This window comes from Snodgrassella sp. B3800 (assembly GCF_026535865.1).
Lineage (GTDB): Bacteria > Pseudomonadota > Gammaproteobacteria > Burkholderiales > Neisseriaceae > Snodgrassella > Snodgrassella alvi_E.
Map to the genome: position 1 here is coordinate 61,253 of NZ_JAFNPH010000005.1, position 18,712 is coordinate 79,964.

General features: G+C 43.4%; 12 protein-coding genes and 1 tRNA gene. 3 read left to right on the forward strand and 10 right to left on the reverse strand.

What is annotated here, in order from left to right:
* Positions 1-976 precede the first annotated feature (976 nt).
* The 3 genes from J3U64_RS08225 to J3U64_RS08235 all read right to left on the reverse strand — a co-directional run bounded on the left by J3U64_RS08225 (position 977) and on the right by J3U64_RS08235 (position 4,779).
* On the reverse strand, positions 977-1,405 hold the full coding sequence (locus tag J3U64_RS08225; protein ID WP_267408886.1) for a hypothetical protein: 429 nt from the start codon (positions 1,403-1,405) through the stop codon (positions 977-979).
* A gap of 517 nt (positions 1,406-1,922) precedes the next feature.
* Positions 1,923-3,143, reverse strand: a complete 1,221-nt coding sequence (locus J3U64_RS08230; protein ID WP_267408887.1) for an RtcB family protein — start codon at positions 3,141-3,143, stop codon at positions 1,923-1,925.
* A gap of 58 nt (positions 3,144-3,201) precedes the next feature.
* Complete coding sequence (locus tag J3U64_RS08235; protein WP_267408888.1) at positions 3,202-4,779, reverse strand: slipin family protein; 1,578 nt, start codon at positions 4,777-4,779, stop codon at positions 3,202-3,204.
* A 666-nt stretch (positions 4,780-5,445) separates the two neighbouring features.
* Between J3U64_RS08235 and rtcR the strand changes: the two genes are divergently transcribed.
* Positions 5,446-7,059, forward strand: a complete 1,614-nt coding sequence (gene rtcR, locus J3U64_RS08240) for an RNA repair transcriptional activator RtcR (protein WP_267408889.1) — start codon at positions 5,446-5,448, stop codon at positions 7,057-7,059.
* A gap of 130 nt (positions 7,060-7,189) precedes the next feature.
* On the opposite strand, the gene galU is transcribed toward rtcR, so the two are convergent.
* From galU to ampD, 4 genes are all read right to left on the reverse strand, one after another.
* Positions 7,190-8,056 (reverse strand): UTP--glucose-1-phosphate uridylyltransferase GalU, encoded by an 867-nt coding sequence (galU, locus tag J3U64_RS08245; RefSeq protein WP_267408925.1) that lies wholly within the window; start codon positions 8,054-8,056, stop codon positions 7,190-7,192.
* 11 nt (positions 8,057-8,067) lie between these two features.
* Positions 8,068-10,488 (reverse strand): NAD-dependent DNA ligase LigA, encoded by a 2,421-nt coding sequence (ligA, locus tag J3U64_RS08250; RefSeq protein ID WP_267408890.1) that lies wholly within the window; start codon positions 10,486-10,488, stop codon positions 8,068-8,070.
* A gap of 88 nt (positions 10,489-10,576) precedes the next feature.
* Positions 10,577-11,854, reverse strand: a complete 1,278-nt coding sequence (locus J3U64_RS08255; RefSeq protein WP_267408891.1) for a cell division protein ZipA C-terminal FtsZ-binding domain-containing protein — start codon at positions 11,852-11,854, stop codon at positions 10,577-10,579.
* A gap of 92 nt (positions 11,855-11,946) precedes the next feature.
* A complete protein-coding gene (ampD, locus tag J3U64_RS08260; protein WP_267408892.1) occupies positions 11,947-12,531 on the reverse strand; it encodes a 1,6-anhydro-N-acetylmuramyl-L-alanine amidase AmpD in 585 nt (194 codons plus the stop codon).
* Between the two features lie 236 nt (positions 12,532-12,767).
* Between ampD and J3U64_RS08265 the strand changes: the two genes are divergently transcribed.
* Positions 12,768-12,843, forward strand: a tRNA-Phe gene (locus J3U64_RS08265).
* Positions 12,844-13,054: 211 nt separating this feature from the next.
* Here the strand turns inward: J3U64_RS08265 and J3U64_RS08270 are convergent.
* A complete protein-coding gene (locus J3U64_RS08270) occupies positions 13,055-13,444 on the reverse strand; it encodes a MarR family winged helix-turn-helix transcriptional regulator (RefSeq protein ID WP_267408893.1) in 390 nt (129 codons plus the stop codon).
* Positions 13,445-13,513: 69 nt separating this feature from the next.
* Positions 13,514-13,945, reverse strand: coding sequence for a hypothetical protein (locus J3U64_RS08275; protein WP_267408894.1), 432 nt, complete (start codon positions 13,943-13,945; stop codon positions 13,514-13,516).
* A 377-nt stretch (positions 13,946-14,322) separates the two neighbouring features.
* Here J3U64_RS08275 and J3U64_RS08280 point away from each other — a divergent pair, with 377 nt between their 5' ends.
* Positions 14,323-16,194, forward strand: a complete 1,872-nt coding sequence (locus tag J3U64_RS08280) for an AMP-binding protein (protein WP_267408895.1) — start codon at positions 14,323-14,325, stop codon at positions 16,192-16,194.
* Positions 16,195-16,263: 69 nt separating this feature from the next.
* Here J3U64_RS08280 and J3U64_RS08285 read toward each other — a convergent pair whose 3' ends face one another.
* Entirely contained in the window at positions 16,264-18,357 is a 2,094-nt protein-coding gene (locus J3U64_RS08285; RefSeq protein ID WP_267408896.1) for a condensation domain-containing protein, read from the reverse strand.
* Positions 18,358-18,712 lie beyond the last annotated feature (355 nt).

The window sequence follows — 18,712 nt, forward strand, 5'->3', positions numbered from 1 at the left end:
GAATGACAGATAAAAACATGATCATTATGATTACTGATATCTATTTTTTTAAAACCAAGACTATCATCAGGTAACTTACATTTGCTTGCTAAAGTTTTTTTTAATTAAATTTTGTAATTGCTCTCTCAAGATACCCCCTATGTAAAATATGATTTTTTTACGCAAAGGATAATATCAGTTTTTTTCTTTTTTTTGGTCAGATTTTAAAATCTATGTAATATTTTTTGTAGCATCGAGCACAACTATACTTCAAAATCTTTAAAATACTACGTAAAAACTCAAAAGCAAAGACAATAACACCTTCAAACAATATACTTGTTCTATTTGGGTACAATTTTATCCAGTTTATTTTACTTGGCCTACACAACATCTAAATCTTTATATAACTAAGCAACTATTTTAAATGGATTTATTTTACATAAAATTGTAACTAATAAAAGATAAGAATTTTGAAATACTATTTATAGATAGCTAAGATATTTTGCTATCTATAAATTGTTGAATTAAAATTAAAATGCTTTAGTAGAAGTATCAAATATATTATGAATAACAATTTAGCCGAAATAGCAGAAATTTGTTGGGAAAATTATAATTCTACAAATTTTTATTCATTCATGATTTTTTCAATTTTGTATGAACAATAACTACATAAACCATTTAATTCTTGTTCATCTAAAGTTAAATCTGCATCACAAACATTACAATAATTATATTCCAGTTCCCAGTGACATGCTAGGCATCGCCTCTCAACAACTGAAAAAGAATCATATTCGCACTCGGGACAAGTTTCTGTTTGAGGCTCCGCTCCCTTAACATTATCATAATGGTTGTTCAAAGCATCAACAATTGATGAACCTATCACTTCTTCATAGGAAGACTTTATACCACAAGCACAACAGAAAAAATCAAAATCATCTTTTTTGTGGAAATCAACTGCTTTAATTAATTCTGAATCACATTTTGGACATCTTAATTCTTAAATATTATCTTCAACCTGTTTATACTTCCATAAAACGTTTTTTAAATTTTCTAAACACATCTTCCTTTCTTCATCATAAATTTTTGCAACATTAAGCATGATTTGCCAGTAATCTTTACCTAATAATTTGACTGGTTCATGTTTAATATAAGGGCAAAATTCTATAATTAGATGAAAAGCTTTTGTAATAAGTTCTTTTACATTTAATCCTGTTTTTTGTATGTAATAATGCTCTATATCATTACGGATTTTCTGCAACGTATTTAGATTATTTTCATTAATTGAAATATTTAAAGCCTTAAGTCTATCTTTTATTTCTTGCACATCAACTGTTTTTTTTCCTAAACCTACCCAAGCAATATGCTCTGTATTGGTATCCTTTTGAGGAACAATTTTTTGCTTTAAGTAACACTTCATCTGAACCATCAGGACTTAGTTGCTGTAATTTATATTTATAGAGAAGCAAAACCCCCGCGTAAATATTTCTTATAGATGATAACTCTCTACGTGGATCTTTTTCTATAGCTTGATAATCTTCTAGGCCAATTTGGACAGAATCAACTGCATTATTTAATATTGGATTATTTAATATTGGATTTTTTAATATAGACATATTGCCTCTTAGAATTGATTATTCTAAATATTTTTTAAGTTACTACTCAATCAATAAAATTCTCTTTTCTATACCATAAATAATATCTAATTCCTTTTTTCTCACTGAATAGTTTTATTTATGCAGATTCTGCATAAACAGAACAAATAAAATAATATTAAGATAACGTTATATTTCACCTTATTATCCAATAACTTATTATAAATAGCATTTATAATAAGTTATTGGATAATAAGCAAAACCTTGCTTGCATCAGGATATCTATTAACAGTATCAAGGTTGGTGATATTTGATATTTTATTGATATAGATGATTTCTTCTCGATGCCTTTTACCCTTTTACACACACTACCTGCCGTAATTGATGCACGATTTCCACTAGTACTTTTTGGGCGGTCATGACGGCATCGATATCTTTGTAAGCCATGGGTATTTCATCAATTACGTCTGCGTCTTTTCGGCATTCAACGTGGGCGGTGGCTTTGATTTGGTCGTCTATGGTAAATTGCTTTTTTGCATCGGTTCGGCTCATTATTCTTCCTGCGCCATGTGAACAAGAGTAAAAACTTTCTTCATTACCTAATCCCCGCACGATATAGCTTTTGGTGCCCATTGAACCCGGTATGATGCCTAGTTCGCCTTTACGCGCTGATACTGCCCCTTTACGGGTAATAAAAATCTCTTCACCAAAATGCTGTTCTTTTTGCACGTAGTTGTGGTGGCAATTTACTGCGGATAGATGGGTGGTAAATGGTTTGGTAATAATTTTGCGCATTGCTGCGATAACGTTATGCATCATGGCTTCACGGTTTAGCCTCGCAAATTCCTGTGCCCAATGTACGGCCTCAACATAATCTTGAAAATGCTCTGTCCCTTCCTGAAGATAAGCCAGATCTATATCGGGTAGATTTCTGATATGCACTTCCATATCTTTTTTAGCTAATTCGATAAAAAAGTTGCCAATAGCATTGCCTATGCCTCGTGAACCGCTATGCAACATTATCCACACGCTATCAGTTTCATCGAGACAGATTTCGATAAAATGGTTGCCGGTACCCAGTGTACCTAGATGTTTGTGATTCTTGGTTTTTAAGAAGCGTGGATATTTTGCGGTTAATTTTTCAAAACCCGGTAACAGTTGCTGCCAGTATTGATTGACAATTGGTGGTGGATTTTGCCAGCTACCGTTATCTCGTCCACGGTATTTGGGGGTCATGCCATGTGGCACGGCTTTTTCGATAACTTGACGCAAAGGCAATAAATTATCGGGCAAATCAGTTGCCACTAAAGAAGTTTGTACAGCAATCATGCCACAGCCGATATCCACGCCCACGGCTGCCGGAATAATTGCGCCCATGGTTGGGATAACACTTCCGATTGTTGAACCTTTACCGATATGGACATCGGGCATGACGGCAATATGTTTAAAGATAAATGGTAATTGGGCTGTTTTGATTAGCTGGTTTTTGGCTTCATCTTCGACTGATACGCCTTGTGTCCACATTTTGATTGGTTTTGCATTTTCCGCTTGTAACAAATTATATTGAGTCATTTTTATTCCATGGTTTTATCATGCCATAGTTGATGGCATGATTTTGTGTTTTTGTTTTCTATATTTTTGGCTGGATATTGATTAATCCATGCAATATCTGATCCAGTCCGCCAACTACGGAAATTTTGTTAATGCGTTCGGCGATGCGTTCGAGTGTTTCCATTTCTTTTAAACGCAAGGCCACTGGATTGTTTTCCATTACGCGGGCGGTATTGAGCAGGGAGCGGGTGGCGGAAGTTTCTTCACGCCGGCGAATGACATTGGCCTGTGCCGCTTTTTCTGCTTCCACTACCTGCGAAAGTATGATTTTCATGTCTCCCGGCAGTATGATGTCTTTGACGCCGACACTAACTGTTTCGATGCCATAGCCAGCCATATTGGTTTGCATATGAGCGTTGATTACTTCATCGATTACAGTTTTGTTTTCCAGTAATTCATCCAGTGTGCGTGTGCCAATCGCTTCGCGCAGTGCAAATTGCAGTTGTCGGTACAACAGATCCGTCGGCTGTGCAACTTTGGCATAGGCGGTTAATACATCGGTGTAGCACCAGTTGGCCACTAGATTGATACGCAGATTGACTTTATCGCGGGTGAGTATTTCCTGACCGGATATTTCTTTGGTCTGCAAGCGTGTATCGACGATGTCAACGCTGATTTCACGGTTGAAACGCCAGTAGGCGGTGATACCCACATCTAGCAGTTTTTCCACTTTGCCATTTACTTTCAGTACACCAAGGTGATAGGCCGGTACTTGGGCAATCAGTACGCTGCTGTCTCCCTGCACTTCTTTTTGGCGCAATTTGGGCTGTAATAGCTGCTGCACCATCTGTTCAGACAATTGATAGCCATCGCTTAGTTCTATGGTCTGCATGTGTTGCTTGCAGTTATTCTGCCAATATAGGCGTTTGGTACCTGGTGGCAGGATTTCTACCAATAAATCATCTTCGAATCGTAAGCCGGCCTGATTGGCGCCCACCTGCATCTGCACGCAAAAATGTGCCATTTGTGATGGTGCGTTCTGCTCTATCGATGCTGCCAGTACGTCGTTAATGCGGCTATCCTGTAATTTGAATTTGCCCAGTATCAGTTTATGTTTAAATTCATATATGCCAAATATGGATTTGGGCGGAATAATCTGCACAAATTGGTTATCCACAAACAGGGTACCTATTTCTTCGTCGGTAAAATTATGCAGGGTTAGATTGTTTAAGCCTTTTATTATTTTGCCGGTATTTTTAGCCTGTATCAGCTCTTGGGCTATTTCATCCGGCAAGCGGTAACCTTGTTGCAAGGTAACTTTTTTTAGTAATTGTGGTTTATAACTCTGCCAGTACACTGTTTTGGTAGTGGGCATTATTATTTCTACCAGTTTGTCTTCTTCATAGCGCAGGCCTATTTCATCCGCTGCTAGGCTGACGTGATGGCAATATTTTTCAACCAGTTGTGGATAAAAATTGATAAGTTTGTTGGCGGTGTCCGGCTCAATTTGTGTATCGGCCAAATCCACCTGATCAAAAGTTATTATTGAAAAGGGATCCCAGAAAGTATACCGGCCTGCGGTGATGATGTTATCAATCTCACCGCGTTTTCTGACTATGGCTAGTTCACCCTTTTTTACATCTATGATGGTCAACATTTTAATTCTCCTGTTGCGGCAGCCAGCAAACAGGATGAACACATTCAAACGGATTAAGTAACGAAATAACAGGGGAAAGATTAAGCTGCATAAGCTAGAAACTGCCTGTTTATGCTTTTTTAATTTTTTGCCTGCTATCCGGTTTTTTTATCCGGATAAATCATCTTAAGCTGATTTTGTCCGGTTAAGCGGTTTTTCCTGTGCCTAAGCTTTAACTACTAGCTTATTTCTGTTTACTGGCTGGTATTGCTTTTACAACAAAGTTTTTGACAAGGATTTGAAACAGGAATCGAACCTGCTACAAATTGGATCAGTTCCAATTGCTCTACCAGTGAGCTATTCAAATATTCTCCGTTAAAGGGAGTTGTCTGCTCTACGCAGGAATACATGTTGATAATGCAACTAAACTGGTTTGTACCTGTTCTGACTGCATTCGCTAAGTACCTGACTGCCCTAACAGACAGTCTGTATGACAGACAACATACTTATTGCAATTTCTGTACCAAGTGGGAATTTCTTCGAGAAAAATTTATAAACAATTGTTTTTAATATTTAAATAAAAATCTATTAAGTTTTTTATGCACATTTTTATCGTATAAAATGCATCCTTTTTTTATCTTTTTATATATAATTTTATGTATATTTATAAATGATAAGAAAGAAGAGATGAATAAGAAAAACGTTGTTTTTGGCTTTTTGGGTAATGTTCTTGACCAGCGCGGCAAGGGAAGAAAACGCTGGGGGCGCTGGCGGCCTACGGTAGATGTCTGCAATCATCCAGAATTGCCGGTTTCACGCCTTGAGCTGTTGTATCAAGCCTGTGATCAGAGATTACTGACTGAAATTATGCAGGATATTCACACTATTGCGCCGCAGACTCAGGTAAATCCGGTAGAGGTACAGATACGCGACCCGTGGGATTTCGAAGAGGTGTATACCTGTTTATTGGATTTAGCTAAAACTTATCAGTTTGATGCTGAAGCGGAGAATTATTTTTTAAACATCACTACTGGTACGCATGTGATGCAGATTTGCTGGTTTCTGTTGGCTGAATCACGCTTTTATCCGGCTAGATTGTTGCAACCTTCTCCCCCTGAAAAAAATACAGCCAAGGCGGAAAATGTGTTGTCTGTAGCTGAAGAACACCAGCATCTGTGCAGTAGAGGGCAGATTAATATTATTGATTTGAATTTACACCGCTACGACCAGATTCTGACTCGTTTCCAGCAGTATGCCAGTCAGGCGACTGAGTTACTTAAATCAGGTATTGCCACCCGAAATCAACATTACAATCAGTTAATTTCTGAAATAGAACAGGTGGCCAGCCGTTCACATGCGCCCATTCTGCTGTGTGGCCCTACTGGTGCGGGTAAATCATTTCTGGCTAAGCAAATTTACCAGCTTAAGCTGAATCAGCATCAGCTAAGCGGGCAGTTTGTGGAAATTAATTGTGCCACGCTGTGTGGTGATAATGCTATGTCCACTTTGTTTGGTCACCACAAAGGGGCATTTACCGGCGCCATTACGGCCAGAAGCGGCTTACTGAAACAGGCGGATAATGGTTTGCTGTTTCTGGATGAAATTGGCGAACTGGGGCTGGATGAGCAGGCTATTCTGCTGAAAGCGATTGAAGAAAAACAATTTTATCCGCTTGGTTCGGATAAGCTGGTATCCAGTCAGTTTCAGTTGATTGCCGGTACCAATAAAGATTTAAAGCAGGCTATTGCAGAAGGCAAGTTTAGGGAAGATTTGTACGCGCGCATTAATTTATGGAGCTATCAATTGCCCAGTCTGGCGGAACGTAAGGAAGATATAGAGCCAAATATCGATTTTGAGCTGGCGCGCTTTGCACAGGAATATGGCACCATGCCACGGTTTAATCAGCAATCAAGAAGCCGTTATGTAAATTTTGCCACTTCGGCTACTGCTTTGTGGACTGGTAATTTCCGCGAGCTTACTGCGTCCATTACCCGCATGGCGACGCTGGCTACTCAAGGTAATATTACTTTGGCGCAGGTTGAAGATGAAATTCAGCGTTTACAGCGACATTGGCAGCAAAACACTCTTAGGGATGCGCTGATTCCGGCTGAATTAGATGAGTTTGACCGCTATCAATTGGAAAAAGTGCTGGAAATATGCCGCAAGAGCCGAACTTTATCTGAAGCGGGTCGCTATCTGTTTGCGGTGTCACGAGCGCAGAAACAGCGTGCCAATGATGCTGACAGACTGAAAAAATATCTGGCTAAATATGATATAAGTTGGGAACAAATAAAAAACTGATCTTGTTAAAACCTTTTAGCTACCGGAATTTAGAAATAGATATTTACTATAACTGGTGTCTGAATTAAATAACGTGATTTTCATAACCGGCCTGGGAGCAAAACCTGATACAGGCCGGCTATTGAAATAATTAACAAACCATTTGTTGCAATAGCTTCCGGAAATCTTCTCCAACTAAAGGATGTTTCAAACCATAAGCTACGGTAGCCTCAAGATAACCAAGCTTATCACCGCAATCATAACGGGTGCCACTGAAAGCATACGCAATCATCTTCTGCTCAGTTAGCAGGCGGGCAATTGCGTCCGTAAGCTGAATTTCACCTTCAGCACCACGCGGAAGATTTGTCAGAAAATCAAATACACGTGCAGACAAAATATAGCGACCTACTACACCTAGATGTGAAGGTGCATCATCAGGATGCGGTTTTTCGACGATGCTCTGGATATAATCATCCGTATCTTCGCTGGCGATTTCCACGATACCATATGCACCAGTCTGCTGCGGATCGATATTTTCCACGCCCAGTACATTACAGCCAGTACGATAATAAACCTCCATCATCTGGCTTAATGCTCCCGGCTGGGCATCTATCAGGTCATCAGCCAGAACCACGGCGAAATTCTCTTTACCGATGGCCGCACGGCTGCATAATACAGCGTGTCCCAGCCCTAGTGCTAAGGGCTGACGGATATACAGACAGGTAACATTGGGTGGCAAAATATCCTGCACAAAATCTAGTAGTTTATTTTGGTTACGATATGCCAGCTCGGTTTCTAACTCATACGCTTTGTCGAAATGGTCTTCAATACAGCGTTTATTACGGCCGGTAATAAAAACCAGCTCGGTACAGCCGGCTGCCACTGCTTCTTCAACTGCATACTGAATCAGTGGTTTATCTACAATCGGTAGCATTTCTTTAGGGCTGGCTTTAGTAGCCGGTAAAAAGCGGGTACCCATCCCCGCCACCGGAAATACACATTTACGAATTGGTTGTATTTTCATCAGTTCTATTCTTTTATTCCCAACATGGTCATCAATGCGCTTTGATCTAATATGGTAACACCAAGTGCTTCCGCTTTGGCCAGCTTACTGCCCGCATCTGCTCCAGCCACTACAAAATCGGTTTTCTTTGACACACTGCCACTTACTTTTCCACCACATTCTTCAATATGCTGCTGAGCCACATCGCGCGACCAGCTAGGTAAAGTGCCAGTAAGCACAAAGGTTTTACCGGCTACGGCTTCATTGGCTGCTGATGTAATTTGTTCCGGCTGAACGGCAAGCAACTGCTCGCGCAAAGCTATAGTTTGTTTTAATAATTCATGATTTTGTGGTTCAGCACACCACAGCTGCCAGCTTTCGGGTAAAGCTTTGTCGGTAAAGAGCTTAACCCAATCCATACCGGCCAGTTGCCATAATTTCTGTGCTCGCGACTCAGTCAGATTTGCTCCTGGTAAGCGTGCGAGTATACGCTCAGGAATAAAATAATCTTGCAGTGGCAAACGACGGGTTTCCGGCTGAGGTTGCACACCGGCAGCAAGTAATTCCTTTAACTGGCTGGTTTGATCTTCCTGACTGAAAAAATAAGCCACAGAATGTGCTACTACACTGCCTATATCTGGCAAACAGGCTAATAAAGGCTCGGTAGCCTGTGTTAGGGTAGTCAAATCACCGAAAGCCTGTGCCAATTGTTTGGCTGTACGTTCGCCAACATGAAAAATGCCTAAAGCATAGATAAGATTGGCAAGCGGGCGCTGACGGCTAGCCTGAATACCAGCAAGAATATTTTCAGCCCATTTGGAAGGCTGCTGCTTGGCCGCTTTACCGGTTGTAGATAAAGCAAGCTCATCTGCCACAGCCTCTTCACTATTGGCCGCTTCCTGTTTAGCCTGCTGCTTCATCGCCAGTAAATCATCTAGTTGCAGGTGATAGACATCAGCAAAATGATGAACGCGTTTCTGAGCTACCAGCAATTCAATTTGGCGCTCGCCCAGATTTTCGATATCCATGGCACGGCGTGATGCAAAGTGAATCAGCGCCTGTACACGCTGTGCCTGACACAGCATGCCGCCACTACAGCGCGCTACTGCTTCGCCCTCTTCGCGCACAATTTCATGACCACAAACAGGACAATGCTCCGGCATACGAAATGGCGGATACTTTGGTACTGCTTCTGCAGGCGTGATTAAATCGGTTTGTTGTTCCACCATCGGCCGCTGTGCCAGCACCACCGATACAATTTCCGGTATCACGTCACCAGCACGACGCACAATCACGGTATCACCCTCGCGCACATCTTTGCGCTGAGCCTCACCTTCATTATGCAATGTAGCATTTGTCACGGTCACACCGCCGACAAATACAGGCGTTAATCGCGCCACCGGTGTTACCGCACCGGTTCTTCCCACCTGTACATCAATGGCTTCTACCGTAGTCAACATTTCCTCAGCTGGAAATTTTTGCGCAATAGCAAAGCGCGGTGCGCGTGCCACATAGCCCAGTTTGTCCTGCTGTGCCAGATTATCAACCTTAATCACCACACCATCGATACCAAATGGTAAATCAGCACGCACCTGATAAATATGTTCATAAAAGGCAAGTATTTTTTCGATATTGGCGTGATAACATAAAGTATCTTGCGGCGGAATGGTTAAGCCCAAACGAGCCATTAAAGCTAATTCTTCACTGTGACTTGCTACGGCAAAGCGTTCATCCAGTTGTGCCACACCATAAGCATAGAAATGCAAGCGTCGTTGCGCGGTAATTTTTGGGTCAAGCTGGCGCAAACTGCCGGCGGCGGCATTACGCGGATTGGCGAAAGTTTTCAGATTTTCTGCCTGCTGGTGCGCATTGAGCCGCTCAAAATCTGCTTTCAGCATCAGTACCTCACCCCGCACTTCGAGCACACTGGGTACATCCTCTCCTTGCAGGCGCAAAGGAATATTGATAATGGTGCGTACGTTTTCGGTTACGTCTTCGCCTGTATAGCCATCGCCACGGGTTGAAGCCTGTATCAGTAAGCCATCCCGATAAAGCAGACTGATGGCCAGACCATCAAATTTCGGTTCCACAATATAATCAGGCTCAGCACCCAGACCATCACGCACACGTTTATCAAAAGCGTACATTTCGCTGTGGTCAAACTTATTATTGTCGTCTAGCGGTGAAAATGCATTATTCAGCGATAACATCGGAATCTGATGCACCACTGCAGTAAATTTTTGCTGCGCCTGCCCACCCACACGTCTGCTTGGGCTGTCTGGTTGGCGCCATTGCGGATACTGTTCTTCCCATGCTTGTAACTGTCGAAACAGCCGGTCATATTCAGCATCTGGGACAGTAGGCGCATCCAAATCATAGTACTCATGGGCATAGCGATTAAGCAGTGCAGTTAAATCAATTATTTGCTGTTCGCTTACTGAATCCATAGCAGTCTTTCCTTAAAGCAGCTAAAAAAAATGGCAAACCCCATTCTGCGGCTTGCCATCTCTTCTGTAATTAAAATCTCAGGCAATATCAGGAAAACAGTCTTTTTGCCAGTTCACTTCCGGGTTCCAGCTCAACTTGCTTCATTTCTTTCTGCCGGTCAATCACATAACGGCGCACTTCTCGCAGCCATTCAGTGGATAATTCTTCCACTTTATCATTAACCAGATCCAGACCCAGCTGACTAGAAAGCTTAACTGCCATATCCATAAACTGATCAAAACATTTTTCGCCGTTCGGTATATGTACTATATCAAATAACATACTGAATCCACGATAATTTTGATTTGCTAACAAAGTGGATGTAAACGGCGTGTTATCCAAGGTAACAATATTAAACAAAGGTTCACCATCACTACCGGCATAAAAAAACGCCCCATCGTGCCCAAGCTCAAATCCCTGTTTTTCCACCGCCGTGCGCAATTCCATTCCACTAACATTGCTACGCGATACTAGATGAATGGCAATGGTCTGATCAACACGGGCGCACAGCTCATCGAGCGGCCGCGCCACATCGAGGAAAGTGTTAATATCAGTTAACAATAACTGACCATCCATCTGCTCAGCGAAGCGATTTGCCTGTTCACCAAAATGCGCCAGCTCTTCATGGGTCAGCAGACCGCTACGACTGATTGCCTGTAAACCAACCACAAATCCCTGATAGTAAACACTAGGAATCGGCTCAGCTATCTGATACCGGTCGTCCATGGTGCAGCCCACCAGCCTAAAACGGGAACGGCTGCTCAAGCGCGGCATAGCATGCAATTCTTTCGGTTCGTACAAAGCAATATAAGCCAGATAATCAAAACGAACATCAAACCATGGCAGTGGCTGTTTGGACATATCGTGTACGTCCAGCAAAGTTTTACGTCCTTTTACTGCAACAGTACGTGATAAAGGCACCATCGGGGCACGTTCAGATGTATTCCCTGCTGTAATCTCTTCAGAATCCGCTGCCGGCACAGGCTCTACCGCCTCAATGATTTCTTCTTCCGCTACCAGCTCTTCAGAGGCTTCGGGCACGACGTTTTCACCGGTAAATATGGTTTCAGCCTGCGCCGCCACAGCATCTGCAGCTTTATCCGCCTCAGGCTCTGGCACCATGGCTTTGGTATTCAGCACCGACTGTGCTTCTGCACCATCGCGTACTGAATTTACCTGACTGTCCAGTAAAGCATCTTTATTGGCATGACCAAACTGATCACGCAACTGCTTGCGGTATTGGCTTTCCTGATAAATATTATAGGCCAGTACCGCCAGAATAATGGCTGCACCCACCACCAGCACAATCAATACAGAATCACTCATTACATTCCTACTAGACAATTTGCGAAAGCCGCAATTTAATTAACAGTTAACCGGAATTATAACCAAAAATACCACCCACAGGCAGCTTTAAGCTACAAAGGCCATTGATAATCCGTTATTACTGGCAAATGATGCTCACAGAGCCGCTGCCACTGAAAAAAATGCCCTGGGTCAGACTTACGTCCCGGCGCCACATGCTGATGACCAGTAATTGCGCGTATCGGATAACGGACACATAATGCTTGCAATAACTCAATTAGCTGTGCATATTGAAACTCTGTAAACGGCTCAAAATCGCAGCCTTCAAGCTCAATACCAATCGAAAACGCATTACAGCCTTCTCGCCCCTCAAACCGCGATACGCCCGCCTGATATGCTGCATCATCACAGGATACAAACTGCACTAAAGCACCACTGCGCTCAATCAAGAAATGACTGGATACGCGCAAAGCAGTAAGCGAGCGCATAAAATCATCCGGTTCATCCGCTTTAATCTGATTGGTAAACAGCCGCTGTACTGCTTCCTGTCCGTATTCAAAGGGTGGCAGGGAAATATTATGTAACACAATTAGCGATATATCGGCCGGCTGCGGGCGGGGACTAAAATTCGGCGACGGTGTATGCGTACATTGCTGCCACCAGCCATTTAACCATTGCGGCTTATCTTCGCCCTGCATCTGTTTCGCCTTTGTGATAAAAAATGCTTACCTTAATACAGCTCCGTTTACCCGTCCACTATTAACCAAAAACTAGACCTAGAAAGCATTTAGAGTGGAGCTTTGGCTGCCAATATAGCAGGCAAAATGTCATGAATCAGATTTTTCTGTTACAGAAACAATCATATAAACAACCAAACCAATAAAATACTTGCCAAGCACGCTAATATCTGGTTTAATGCGCACTCTTCCCCGATGGCCAGATAGCTCAGTCGGTAGAGCAACGGACTGAAAATCCGTGTGTCGGCAGTTCGATCCTGCCTCTGGCCACCATTAATAACCGCCAAGAGCGGTTATTTTTTTGTATTCAATAAAACAATTTTTATTCAAATATAAATCAATCTTTGATCATAATTGTGGCAAATTTTTCTATAATTTGGGGAAACAATGATTGGCAATATCAGCCAATTGCCATATAAATGATGTTGGTATAATTAACATTTTAAGTCTACTATAGTTAAAGTAAACCGAAGAAAACTTAGTTTTAAACTTTCAACAGGGCTAAAAGCATCTGATGGAAGCGGTTTTTATTTTTCCCTAATGCCGCGAAAAACTGCTGGTCTATTTGCTCGACTAGAGGCACGGTTTGATTGGCCTTGTCGAAGCCGGCTGGTGTGAGGGTAATGGATTTGGCACGACTGTCTCTGCTGGAAACGCTGCGGATGATATAGTCTTTTTTTTCTAAATTTTCCAGTATCTGTGAGATGGTCATGACGTCGATATTGGTTTTATCGGCGAGTAAGACTTGTGTGATTTCTTGCTCATATTGTGACAAATAGGCAAGTGTGGCTAGTACGATAAACTGGGGATGGGTGATGTGCTGCTGTTTGAGACAATTTTTTATTTGGTTGTGCCAGGACGAATAAGTTTTCATGAAAACAAAACCAATTGAATCGCTATCTTTGGTAAATTGTGTATGAAATTTATTGTCCTGACTCATTTTTTAGTTCTCGACGAGATGTTTCAATGCGTATGCTTTGTCCATAATATCATCAGAGATTTGTTTTAGAAAATCACGCGTTGCGGCATTATCAAGTTTTTCATCAGGAATGAGCGCAATTTCAGCTTTTAGGGCATATTGGTCTTTTGTTAGCTGCACGATCTGGTGGGAAAAATATAATAAGCCGATATCGGGCATATTAAATTCTTCGGTAAATTCCTGATTGGTTATGACTTTTGAAAGTGTTACAGGCATTGCAGGCATATGCTGAATTTTAAACATGCCCTGTACGCCGGTTTTGAGTTTGCCTGTGAGGTGAAATTCTTCTAGATCGGTTTCCCACTGCTGTCTCAATGCGATTTCAGTGTAGTAAGGCCAGATTTTTTCTGGTGTAGCTGTGGTTGGCAGAGTGAAAGTGATTGCTATTTTGTCCATTGTTTTCCCTTTTTGATAAGCAAACTTATTATATGTGTACATATAATAAGGAGCAACAAAAATATTGTTGTGATTTATTCCTGCTAAATGTTTGCGGCTGTTTATGTTTTATACAAATCTGCTCTTTCAGCCAATTTGTCCCTACTCTTCTGCGGCTGGCAATTATTACCTGCTGAGTTTGACAAAATATATCTGACAATCAGATACGATTAGAAAAATATTTATAAATCATACCTATATTTATAAATGAAAATAATTATTATTATCTTTTAAAAAGCGTTAATCATGTATAGAATGTGTTTGTCAGCAGGCAGTTAACTGAGCGGGCAATGCTTGATGGCTGCCGCTGTGTTATCACGATAATGGGAGAAATTGATATGCAATCTGACCAAGCCGCGCTACAGCAACCCTACCCTTCTGCATCAGATGACTATGTACCGGACGGATTGCATACAGAAGGCACAGGGAAGCAGGTATTTGATTTTTTGGAACGTATCCGGCGTAATTTATTTGCAGGTGCGGTGGATAAAACAGCTCTCTTTTATGCTGGTCAGGCCATTAGTTATCCACAGATGGGTGAACAGGTGGCCAGATTCATGCAGGCATTGCAACAAAAAGATTTACAAGCTGGCGCGGTGGTGGCGGTGTGTCTGCCTAAAAGCGCGGAGCATGTGTATGCGGTGGTGGCATGCGCGCTGCTGGGCATTATTTGGTTACCGGTGGATATGGACGCACCACCGGCACGGCGTGTGTATTTGCTCGACAATAGTGAGGTTGATGTCGTGATTGCACAAGCGCATATTGCTGACCGGCAATGTATTGTGCTGGATGAGCTACCGGCAGTTTCGTTAATGCCGGTGCCGGAATGCCGCTACCGGCTGGACAGAAGTGCGGCTTATTATTTGTATACTTCCGGCAGTACGGGGGTGCCGAAATGTGTGGTTCTGAATAATCAGGCTACGGCCAATGTGCTCGAACACACAATCGACAGGTGGCAAGTGCGGCAGGAAGATGTGTTGATGGCGGTAACGCCATTCCATCATGATATGTCGGTATTCGATGTGTTTGCGGCGATGGCTCAGGGAGCAACGCTGGTAGTACCGACGATAATGCAAGTGAAGGATGCGTGTGCATGGGCTGAGCTGGTATCCGAACACAAGATTACAGTGTGGGTGAGTGTGCCGGCAATTGTGGATATGCTGTGCAGTGTGGCGCGGCCGGAGCAATTACAATCGTTGCGGCTGGTGGCACAGGGAGGTGATTATATTAAGCCTGCTCTGATTGAGTATTTACGCCAGCAACTACCACAGGCTCGTCTGTTTTCGCTGGGGGGGCCGACGGAAACCACTATCTGGAGTATATGGCATGAAATAACAGCACAAGATGTGGATGTGATTCCTTATGGTCAGGCCTTGCCATACAACCGCTACTATATTCTGGATGAAGCATTGCAGCCGTGTACGCTTGGTGAGGTGGGGCAAATGTATATGTCAGGTGTGAATCTATCCAATGGTTATCTGCTTAATGGGCAGATGCTGACCAATGATTTTGTGCCGCTGGACTGCGCAGGCGGAAAAGTTGCAATACGTATGAGTGATCTGGGCTATATCCGTGAGGATGGCAATATTATTTTTGCGGGGCGTACGCAAGGTTATTTGAAGATTAAGGGAGTACGGATTTCGGCGGCAGAGGTGGAAGCGGTGCTGGCTAAATCCGGCGGCCTAGCCGATTGTGTGGTGGTGGGCTGTACGCATCCTGTAACAGCGATGCAGGAGCTGGTGGCCGTGTATAAGCTGCCGGCGGGGATGGAGGATGTGGATATTTTGGCGTTGAAAGAACGTCTGCTGTTGAGCCTGCCTAAATCGCATATTCCAACGCGCTGGCTGGCGGTTGAGGAAATTCCGCTAACACGCAATGTAAAAATTGACCGCAAGCTGGTTCAGCAAATGGCACAGGAACAATTGTATCCGTCTGCACCGCAGGCTGAGACCATTTCAGTGCAGGAGCAGACTCTGGCTGCGGATATTGTGGCGATTTTCCGCGACTTCCACTCGCAATCGGCTGCCAGTACTGAAAATATCACTGGATACACTGAGATTCTAGCGATGGGCATGCGACTGAAACAATTGATGCAGGTGGCTGGCCGGATTAAAGAGCAGTTTGATATTAAGCTTGAGGCGCCGTTGCTGCTGCGTTGTAAGACGATACAGGATGTGGTGCGACAGGTGCAGCAGAAGATGCGGCATTAGGGTTAGAAAATAATATCAATAAAGTGCTTAAAGTAGATTTAAGCACTTTATTGTTTTTGGGACTATGGTTTAGCAACCTGCTTTGATGACAGTCTGAGCGGCCAATTGCAGCAATAGCTGTTGTATTTCAGCGGCGATGCGTTGGACTAATGCGCTCGGGAAGCGGTGTGCCTGATAGGTGATGATCATGCTCAGGCTGGGCTGGTTATTGATGAGATTTTCCATGATTTCGAAATGCAGGCCAAACATGGATTCGTTGCGCTCGGGCAGTATTTGCCGGTAGGGAACCCTACCCTGTGGGGTGTTGAGCTCGCCGTTGAGGGCATTGCCGGAGTGGATGTGGATGTATACATCAAACATTAAGCCCTGATTATCGGGGATGCCGATGGCCTGCTGGATGTAGTTTATCGGGATATCGGCATATTCCATGGATTCGTTGATTTGCTGGCTGGTGGCAGCCAGCAGGGAATCGAATGTCTGCTGCGGACTAAAATGAATACGGTGAGCCACCATGGTGGTGAAGTAGCCGACGGTGTCAAAGTAATTTGGGTCGGTACGGCCGGAAGCGGAGGTGCCGATAACGATTTCCTGTAAATTGCCCTCTTTTTGCAGCACGCTGGCGATGGCGGTGTAAAACACGCTGAAAATTGAGGTGTGGTGGGTTCTGGCAAAGGCAGAAATTTGTTGATGGAAGGTGTGGTCGAAACTGAGTTGCAGCCATTCTACCTGTGGGACGCTGTTGCTGGTTGCGGGTACGGCTGTTTTTAGGTTCAGGCCGGTAACGGCTCCTTGCAGACGGCTGCGCCAGTATTCGAGGTGTTGCGGGTCGATGCCGTGCAAACGCTGCTGGCGTGCAAATTCATGAATACTCGGTACGCTATTTGGCCATTCAGGCGCTTTACCTTGCAGGCGCGCGGCGTAGGCAGTGTTTAAATCGGCCATGATGGTATTTAGAGACCATTCGTCGATGACCATGTGATGCACGAGAAAGGAAAGAATGGTGTGGCCGTTTTTGGCTTTTAATAACCGGATTCTGAGTGGCAGTTCGCGGGTCAGATCAAACTGGTAGGCTGCTTCGCTGGCTAATGTGGCGCCGGTGCTGTCGCTGCTTGGCCAGAACCAGTGGTATTGCTTTAGTTCGGCTACAGGCACGGTGTATTGTATGGTTTGCTTTCCATCACTGCGAAATAGTGTACGCAAACCAACGTGGCGGATGATTAAATCCTGAAAAGCCTGATGCAAAGCTTCTTCATTGATTGGCTGCTGAAATTCTACAGCAAAGGGTAAGTTATATATGGGACTAAAGTTGAAGGCACGGTAGGCCTGCCATAGAAAATCCTGCGCCAGTGTTAGGGGTGCCTGCTCATCCGGCTGTGCTTCAGTGGTGTTGGCTGGTGCCTGCTCTTGCCGCGCGACGGTAGCAAGTGCACGGGCGGTGGGTGATTTGAAGAAGTCGTTGAAGGTGAGTTTGACGCCGTGGTTGTTTTGTAGGTTGCCAATGACGCGGGTAGCCAGCAGTGAATGGCCACCAAAGTCGAAGAAGTCATCGTCCGCTGACATATCCGGCTCGGCCAGTGTGTTTCTGAACTCGGTCAGAATAAGGTCAGAAATGGCACTGTTATCATGTGCCTGAGCCATGGTGTTGAGGCCACTTAGATTAATAAAAATCAGCTCGGGTGGGTGGGTGGAATGACTCAACTTGGTGTATTCAGCCATTATTTCTTCACATAGTTCTTCGGTTGTGAATGATTGTGAGAGTACTGGATGAAGGCGAAAAACTAGTGTAACGCCGGTGCTGGTGCTGATGATATCGGCCAAAAATGGTGACATGCTTTCTGGTTGCCATTGAAGCTGCGCCAGAGTGGTTAATAAGCCGGCAACGCTGTCTGAGTCTGTCTGCTCATGATGTATGCAGGCTGTCCAGTCTGTGTCTGGATATTTGTATAAATCGCCATCATCGGTGAATTCGTAACGGGTATTTAAATCGGGATGGTTGCTGAGCAGATTTTGAATGCTTTGTTGCAGGATGGCAGTCTCCGGAGCAGGATGCATCTGCCATGCTGTGAGCTGATATTTTATCTGCTCCGGTTCCTGCAATTGCTGCATCCAGATATATTCTTCATGTTCGGTAGCGGGTGATGGTGCTGTTTGGGTGTTGAGCATGCTGTTTAACCTCTCTTGTCCTGATTATGCTAAGTGAGTAAATGTTAATTGATGGCCGTTTATTGGTATAAAAAGCCAATAAATTAACTTTTATTAACTATTTGAGGGGCTTGTGTCGGTGTTATTCTGCTTTTGAAGCTAGATTGTTTTTATTGTATTAATAAGACTTTACATATAATTTAGCAATATAATACAATTGATTCTCATTTCCATCAATAATAATCGGTGTTATCTATTTTTGGCATATGTAATGAATCATGTGCTCATGAGATAAGAATTCAATACACCTTCTTGAGGAGAATCAATGCGCGGGCGGTTTCAGCCAGAGCAGGCGCAGAATTTATCCTGCCGGCTT

Bases quoted from the DNA above. Each gene is read 5' to 3' on its own strand.
- J3U64_RS08285 (WP_267408896.1), bottom strand. From the start codon at position 18,357: ATGCTCAACACCCAAACAGCACCATCACCCGCTACCGAACATGAAGAA.
- J3U64_RS08230 (WP_267408887.1), bottom strand. From the start codon at position 3,143: ATGACTCAATATAATTTGTTACAAGCGGAAAATGCAAAACCAATCAAA.
- J3U64_RS08235 (WP_267408888.1), bottom strand. From the start codon at position 4,779: ATGTTGACCATCATAGATGTAAAAAAGGGTGAACTAGCCATAGTCAGA.
- J3U64_RS08270 (WP_267408893.1), bottom strand. From the start codon at position 13,444: ATGAAAACTTATTCGTCCTGGCACAACCAAATAAAAAATTGTCTCAAA.
- ligA (WP_267408890.1), bottom strand. From the start codon at position 10,488: ATGGATTCAGTAAGCGAACAGCAAATAATTGATTTAACTGCACTGCTT.
- ampD (WP_267408892.1), bottom strand. From the start codon at position 12,531: ATGCAGGGCGAAGATAAGCCGCAATGGTTAAATGGCTGGTGGCAGCAA.
- J3U64_RS08225 (WP_267408886.1), bottom strand. From the start codon at position 1,405: ATGGTTCAGATGAAGTGTTACTTAAAGCAAAAAATTGTTCCTCAAAAG.
- J3U64_RS08275 (WP_267408894.1), bottom strand. From the start codon at position 13,945: ATGGACAAAATAGCAATCACTTTCACTCTGCCAACCACAGCTACACCA.
- J3U64_RS08255 (WP_267408891.1), bottom strand. From the start codon at position 11,854: ATGAGTGATTCTGTATTGATTGTGCTGGTGGTGGGTGCAGCCATTATT.
- J3U64_RS08280 (WP_267408895.1), top strand. From the start codon at position 14,323: ATGCAATCTGACCAAGCCGCGCTACAGCAACCCTACCCTTCTGCATCA.
- rtcR (WP_267408889.1), top strand. From the start codon at position 5,446: ATGAATAAGAAAAACGTTGTTTTTGGCTTTTTGGGTAATGTTCTTGAC.